Raw genomic sequence first — 6,283 nt, 5'->3', positions numbered from 1 at the left:
AAAAAATGAATGTGCGGTGATTTATTTTTGAAATTCTTGAAATTATATCAAAAATTTAGAGTTTTGACGGAGAGACTATTGAATATGAGGGTGGACATGAAATCGATAGCGGTTCTCTCAAGAAAGTTCTAGAGTCAATCCTTATTCTTCCGAGTAGCTGACAATATAGCAACTGGATTTCGCCCACAACCATAACCATAACAAAATGGAAGCTTCGACTTAGGACTCTTCTCTTGATACATTTTGTATAGATTCTTTTGAAAATAACCAGCCCACTCCTTTCCATAAGGTCCGACATAATTGCCAAATAGATGAATCTTAAAATCTTTATCGAGATCTTTTAATGGTATGCCTGTATCATCCTGAACTATTACATTAGCATTTGTTATTACAAAGCTCCTTAATTTAGAAAAAATATTTTGGTGAAATGCATATGAACTGGCTTTCAGCATGCACGTATCAAATAGATTGTTATCCTCTATGAATTTGATTAAATCATCACTCAAGCCCTGATTTGTCAAATTTGTTTGAACATAAAAAAGCTTCTTTTTCAATTTTAGATATGTAAAGGTTATTTCAAGCGCTTTACCAAAGGAATGCTCTAAATATTTTATATCCTCAACCTCTCCACCCATTAAAGTAATTTGCGCAAGAAACAAGGGAAGAACACCTTGTTTACTATGAATTAAACGACTCATATCTGAGGTAATAAAAAAGCTGCGACGAAAAAGAGAGTCAAGTTGATTATTTAAATTGTTAGGAATTTCCAAATTAGAGTCTACGCTGCCCACCGGCTCTAAACCAATTAAAAGATAACTCTGTGCTTGTGGAAATAACATTAAAGGATAGCTAATATCTGGTCCACCAAACGGATAAAACACTGCTTTAGTTTCTTCGGTTAATGATTTTAGCTCTTGATCGACAAATTTTTCTAACCTAGGAAATGTAGTTGTTTTGAATTTATTAAATCTTGGATGTTGATAGTTTTTAAAATCATCATACTGAGGTGTAGCCGCAGTAAAAAAGCTATAAGTAACAATTAATAGTATTAATATAAATTTCATTAATCGCATACAATCTTAAATTATGGGTAATAGTCTATTATTTATCACCCCTTTGTAAACTTTAGAATATTTTTTGTAAAGTAATATATTAAGTTAAGTGACAAATCCGAAATCTATTGGATGTATCTAATAAAAATCATGAGGTTAATTTTTTGAGTAAATGAGAATAACTATACAAAATGCATCATCTCTTACTAAATTTAAGACAATAGTAATCTTTCTGTAAACGTTACTTAAAAATAATGTTAGAATAAAAATATAGTTTTTCAATTCAAGGTACCGACTATGAACAATTTTATACCAGATACGAATTCTCTTTATGGACTCATAGAGTCTGCTCGACATAGTTTATCTCCTTCTAGGTTTGGTCTAATGATGACTCATAAATGGCTTGAACAACCAAACAACCCTTTTAGTAAAACGCATTTAGCCTCCCTGATGAAAGCTGGCCTAGATATGACAGAACGAATGACTAGGATATATAAAAAGCCATCATTTGGAATTACTAAGTGTATGGTAGATGGAAAAGAACAGAAAATTCATAAACGCACTCTATGTAAGGACGTATTTTGTCATTTACAACATTTTGAAAAACCAGAATATAAAGGGTATCAACCAAAACTTTTAATAGTAGCCCCTATGTCTGGTCATCACGCCACACTATTGCGAGGAACAGTTCAGGATACGTTACCATTTTTCGACGTATATATAACCGATTGGGTTGATGCCAACCAGGTACCAATTACAGATGGAAGCTTCGATTTGGACTCATTTATTGATTATGTAATCAATTACACAAGATTTCTTGGTCCTAATGTGCACGTTCTTGCAGTTTGCCAGCCTACGGTGCCAGTACTAGCAGCTACTGCGCTCATGTCACAAAATAATGACATCCACGTACCAAAATCAATGATTCTTATTGGCGGGCCTATTGACGCAAGGAAAAACCAGACAAAACCTGGAGATTTTGCTATGGACAAAAGCTTAGTATGGTTCGATCAAACACTAATAACCAATGTACCTTCTAACTATCCTGGCTACAGAAGAAGAGTATATCCCGGCTTCTTGCAGTTAGCTGGGTTCATGGCAATGAATTTGCAAAGACATCTAACTTCTCATTATGATTTATTCAAAGACCTTGTCGGTGGAAATGAAGAGCAAGTTGATAAGCAAAAGAAATTTTATGATGAATATTTATCTGTAATGGATTTACCGGCAGAATTTTACTTACAAACCATAAAAGAAGTATTTCATGACTTCTCTCTTGCTAAGGATAAGTTTGTTTCTAGAGGTAGAAAGGTTCATTTAGACTCAATTACCAAATCTGCTTTAATGGGTATAGAAGGAGAAAATGATGACATCGCAGCTGTTGGTCAAACTAAAGCAGCACTGAGTTTATGTAAAAATATTCCCGATAGTAAGAAAAAATATCACTTACAAAAAGGAGTTGGTCACTATGGGGCTTTTAGTGGAAGTAAGTTCCGGCAAGAGATAGTTCCATCCATAAAAGATTTTGTTTACGCAAATGATCAAAAAGTGTAGTATGTGCTTTTCAATTTGTAATAATCTCTAAATAAGTTATGGAAATAGCAGAAAACGTCGATCAGGTCGTGACGCAAGCAAGTACCGCCGACCTGTCAATAATCTCACTGGTAATGTCATCAGATTTAATTGGTAAATCTGTTGTATTAATTCTCCTTTTTTCTTCAATCTGGAGTTGGGCAATAATTATAAATAAATTAAAATTATTTTCTACGACAAAGCAAAAGATAAAGCAATTTGAGAGTTTGTTTTGGTCAGGACAAGTCTTAGATGACCTTTTTGAAAGGGTAAAAAGATCTGTCGACAATCCTTTATCAGCTGTTTTTGTTAGCGCAATGACGGAATGTAAAAAAAGTAATAGCAAAGATCCTCAAAAAAATGATTTCATTAGGATTGGTCACAAAGAAAGAGTATCTGGCTCGATGTATCTCTCTCGAAATAGAGAGCTTGAACAACTTGAAACTAAGCTTGGATTTTTAGCTACAGTTGGCTCTTCAGCCCCATTTATAGGACTATTTGGAACGGTGTGGGGTATTATGCACAGTTTTCAATCTATCGCGGCCTCTAAAAATACTACTCTCGCCGTGGTAGCACCAGGTATCGCTGAAGCTTTGCTTGCAACTGCTATTGGCCTTTTTGTAGCTATACCAGCCACAATTTTCTATAATTATTTATGTTCTGAAATAGATAGCATTAATAATAAACTTGATGACTTTATTGGTGAGCTAAACTCCCTAATTTCAAGAGCAATTGACGAAGAGAAAATGTAGCTATGGGAGCATCTATTCAAGGGCGCAACGCCGGTAGAAAGCGTCGCAAATTAATGAACGAAATTAACGTTACTCCAATGGTTGACGTGATGCTTGTTCTTCTGATTATCTTCATGATTACCTCTCCAATGCTCGTTGCCGGCATCGAGGTAGATCTACCACAAACTGAATCTACACCAATCTCAGGAAGCTTCAAGCCGTTGGTCATAAGCATAGATAAAAACGAAGAATTATATCTCTTTGAAACCATAATTAGCAAAGATACTCTGATAGATAAACTTAAAGAAATCACCAAAGAAAATAAAGATACAAGAATTTTTGTCAAAGGTGATAAGAGTATATCCTATGGAGTAATTGTTGAAACAATGTCTCGCATACAAAGTGCTGGGTTTACCAAAGTTGCTCTCATTTCGGACATAAAACATAAATAAATGAAAGAACAAGAAGATAAGAAATTTCAAAGAGCTATTATTGTCTCGGCGATCTTGCACTTAGTTTTACTAGGAGTGTTTTTTCTCGGCTTCCCTTCGGTGTTTGAAAAACTGCCTGAAGAACAAGATGTTATGACATTTGAAATTCTTCCTATTAGCGAACTATCAAACGTTAAAAATGAAAATATTGTCGCTAAAAAAGCGATTGAACCTGAAAAATCAAAAGAAGTAAAAAAGTCAGCTACTGCAAAAAAACAGGACCATACTCCAGTTGAACCTAAGCCAGAAGAGAAAAAAGAAGCAGTGAAGGAAGAAGAAAAACCTAAAGATGCTGAAAAAATACCAGAAAAAGAACCCCTAAAAAAAGAAGAAAAGAAGAAAGAGCCAGAAAAAAAAGTAGAACCAAAAATAGAGCCTAAAAAGGAGCCTAAGAAAGAAACCCCTAAACCTAAGGCTAAACCAAAAATAGCTCCGAAAGAAGATGATAGCATTGATTCTATTCTAAAGAACTTAGAAGAAGAATCTGTAGGAACGGACTCAAAAGTACTTAAAAAAAGTAATGCTGAACAATTAGAAGGAACAAAGAAAACAAGGGGAATGGAATATAACGAAGATTCCCCTCTTTCTATTACAGAAAAGTCTCTTGTTAAAAGTCAAATCGAGAAAAATTGGCGTCCACCAGTTGGAAATCAAAACCTTAAGGATGTACGTGTAATGTTGCACATGACTTTAGAAACGGACGGCACTATAAGTAACGTAACCGTTATAAAAATTATTTGCCCACCAAATTCAGATGCAACGTGCAAACTTACAGCAGAAAGCGCTGTTCGTGCTGTAAGACAAGCAAGTCCAATTGAAAATTTGCCAGTTGATAGATATGATGTTTGGAAAGAATTTAACTTGCTTTTTGACCCAAGCTTCATGGATCAGTAAATTAATTAATTATTTATTTTAAATTATATGAAAAGATTATTTTTGGCTATTTTCCTGTGTATATTCCCGTTATTTTCGTTAGCAGATAACACAATTAATGTAACACGAGGAACCGTTGACCCAATACCTATAGCTATTAATAGCTTTAGGGGTGTGGATCCAGCAGATACAAAAATCGCGCAAGATGTTATCGCCGTTATCTCTAATGATTTAAAAGGTTCTGGAATATTCAGACCTATTTCCTCAGCAGCATTTATAGAATCAAAAATAGGAACCAGTCACACGCCTTTATTTGCAGCCTGGCAACAAATAAATGCTAATTTATTATTAAATGGAGAAGTAACTAAAACCGCTTCTGGTAAGCTTCAAGTTAAATTCATTCTATGGGATGCTATTTTAGAAAAACAACTTGTCAGTGAATCTTTTGAGTTATCAGAAAAACTATGGCGCAGAGTCGCTCATAAAATAGCCGATAGTGTTTACAGCAAAATCACAGGTTATGATGGTTATTTTAATACCAGAATTGTTTATGTTTCTGAAAGTGGGCCATACTTAAAACGAGTAAAACGCCTTGCACTAATGGATCAAGATGGCGCTAACCACCAATATTTGACTAATGGTTCTGATTTGGTTCTTACCCCTAGATTCTCACCAGATGGCAAAAAAATACTATATTTATCTTATAAAAACAGAATACCACAGGTGCACATGCTTGACTTGCGCTCTGGTAAAAGCCAGCTGTTAGGTCATTTCCCAGGAATGTCCTTCGCCCCTCGTTTTTCTCCTGATGGCGATTATGCAATTATGTCTATAGCAAAAAACGGCGCTACTAATATTTATGAAATGAATCTTAGGAATAAGAAAGTATCTCAAATAACTGAAGGCGGCGCAAGTATTAACACCTCTCCAAGTTATTCTCCAGACGGTAAAAATATTGTTTTTCAATCAGACAGACATGGAGCAAGGCAATTATTTGTTATGGGCAGAAACGGTTCTAATATCCAGAAAATTAGTTTTGGGGGCGGTTCTTACGCTGAGCCTAATTGGTCTAGTCGTAACTTCATTGCATTTACGAAAGTAAGTAGAAGTAGCGGCTTTACTATTGGGGTTATGAAACCAGATTTTGTTGATGGACAAAGCAATGAACGCTTAATTGCTAGTGGTTTCCTTGTTGAAGCATCTTCATGGGCGCCTAACGGTAGAGTGTTAGTATTTACCAAAGGGTCCCGTAATAAAGGAAAAAGCTCTAACGGCCTTAATAGAATTTACACTATTGACTTCACTGGTTATAATGAGCGCATAATACCTACTCCTAGTGATGCTTCAGATCCAGACTGGTCACATGTTATAGATTAGGTTTTATGCTGAAATTATGCAGTTAATACTGTGTACCTCGAACATTCATACCTAACTTGATGGGCGCTTACTCGTCTCTCCGTCAAAACTCTAAATTTTTGATATAATTTCAAGAATTTCAAAAATAAATCACCGCACATTCATTTTTTGAGCTATTTTTTTGCCAAGAAGGTAAAATTTTGGTGTT

The 6,283-nt window shown here is 35.0% G+C and carries 6 protein-coding genes; 5 read left to right on the top strand and 1 reads right to left on the bottom strand.

What is annotated here, in order from left to right; all coding sequences use genetic code 11:
- Positions 1-134 precede the first annotated feature (134 nt).
- Positions 135-1,064 (bottom strand): hypothetical protein, encoded by a 930-nt coding sequence (locus Megvenef_RS06700; RefSeq protein WP_322777202.1) that lies wholly within the window; start codon positions 1,062-1,064, stop codon positions 135-137.
- 285 nt (positions 1,065-1,349) lie between these two features.
- On the opposite strand from Megvenef_RS06700, the gene Megvenef_RS06695 reads away from it, so the two are divergent.
- Genes Megvenef_RS06695 through tolB form a run of 5 tightly spaced genes read left to right on the top strand, consistent with a single transcriptional unit; the run spans position 1,350 to position 6,096 of the window.
- Positions 1,350-2,606: a polyhydroxyalkanoate depolymerase gene (locus tag Megvenef_RS06695; protein WP_322777201.1), complete on the top strand. Its 1,257-nt coding sequence runs from the start codon at positions 1,350-1,352 to the stop codon at positions 2,604-2,606.
- 38 nt (positions 2,607-2,644) lie between these two features.
- Positions 2,645-3,376 (top strand): protein TolQ, encoded by a 732-nt coding sequence (gene tolQ / locus Megvenef_RS06690; protein ID WP_322777200.1) that lies wholly within the window; start codon positions 2,645-2,647, stop codon positions 3,374-3,376.
- Positions 3,377-3,378: 2 nt separating this feature from the next.
- Positions 3,379-3,807, top strand: a complete 429-nt coding sequence (gene tolR / locus Megvenef_RS06685; protein WP_322777199.1) for a protein TolR — start codon at positions 3,379-3,381, stop codon at positions 3,805-3,807.
- Positions 3,808-4,740: an energy transducer TonB gene (locus Megvenef_RS06680; protein ID WP_322777198.1), complete on the top strand. Its 933-nt coding sequence runs from the start codon at positions 3,808-3,810 to the stop codon at positions 4,738-4,740.
- Positions 4,741-4,767: 27 nt separating this feature from the next.
- On the top strand, positions 4,768-6,096 hold the full coding sequence (gene tolB, locus Megvenef_RS06675) for a Tol-Pal system beta propeller repeat protein TolB (protein ID WP_322777197.1): 1,329 nt from the start codon (positions 4,768-4,770) through the stop codon (positions 6,094-6,096).
- Positions 6,097-6,283 lie beyond the last annotated feature (187 nt).

Origin of the sequence: Candidatus Megaera venefica, assembly GCF_034554655.1 — a bacterium.
GTDB classification, from domain to species: domain Bacteria; phylum Pseudomonadota; class Alphaproteobacteria; order Rickettsiales; family Rickettsiaceae; genus Megaera_A; species Megaera_A venefica.
The sequence above is the reverse complement of the archived record's forward strand: the minus strand, read 5'-3'. Positions and strand labels throughout refer to the sequence as shown.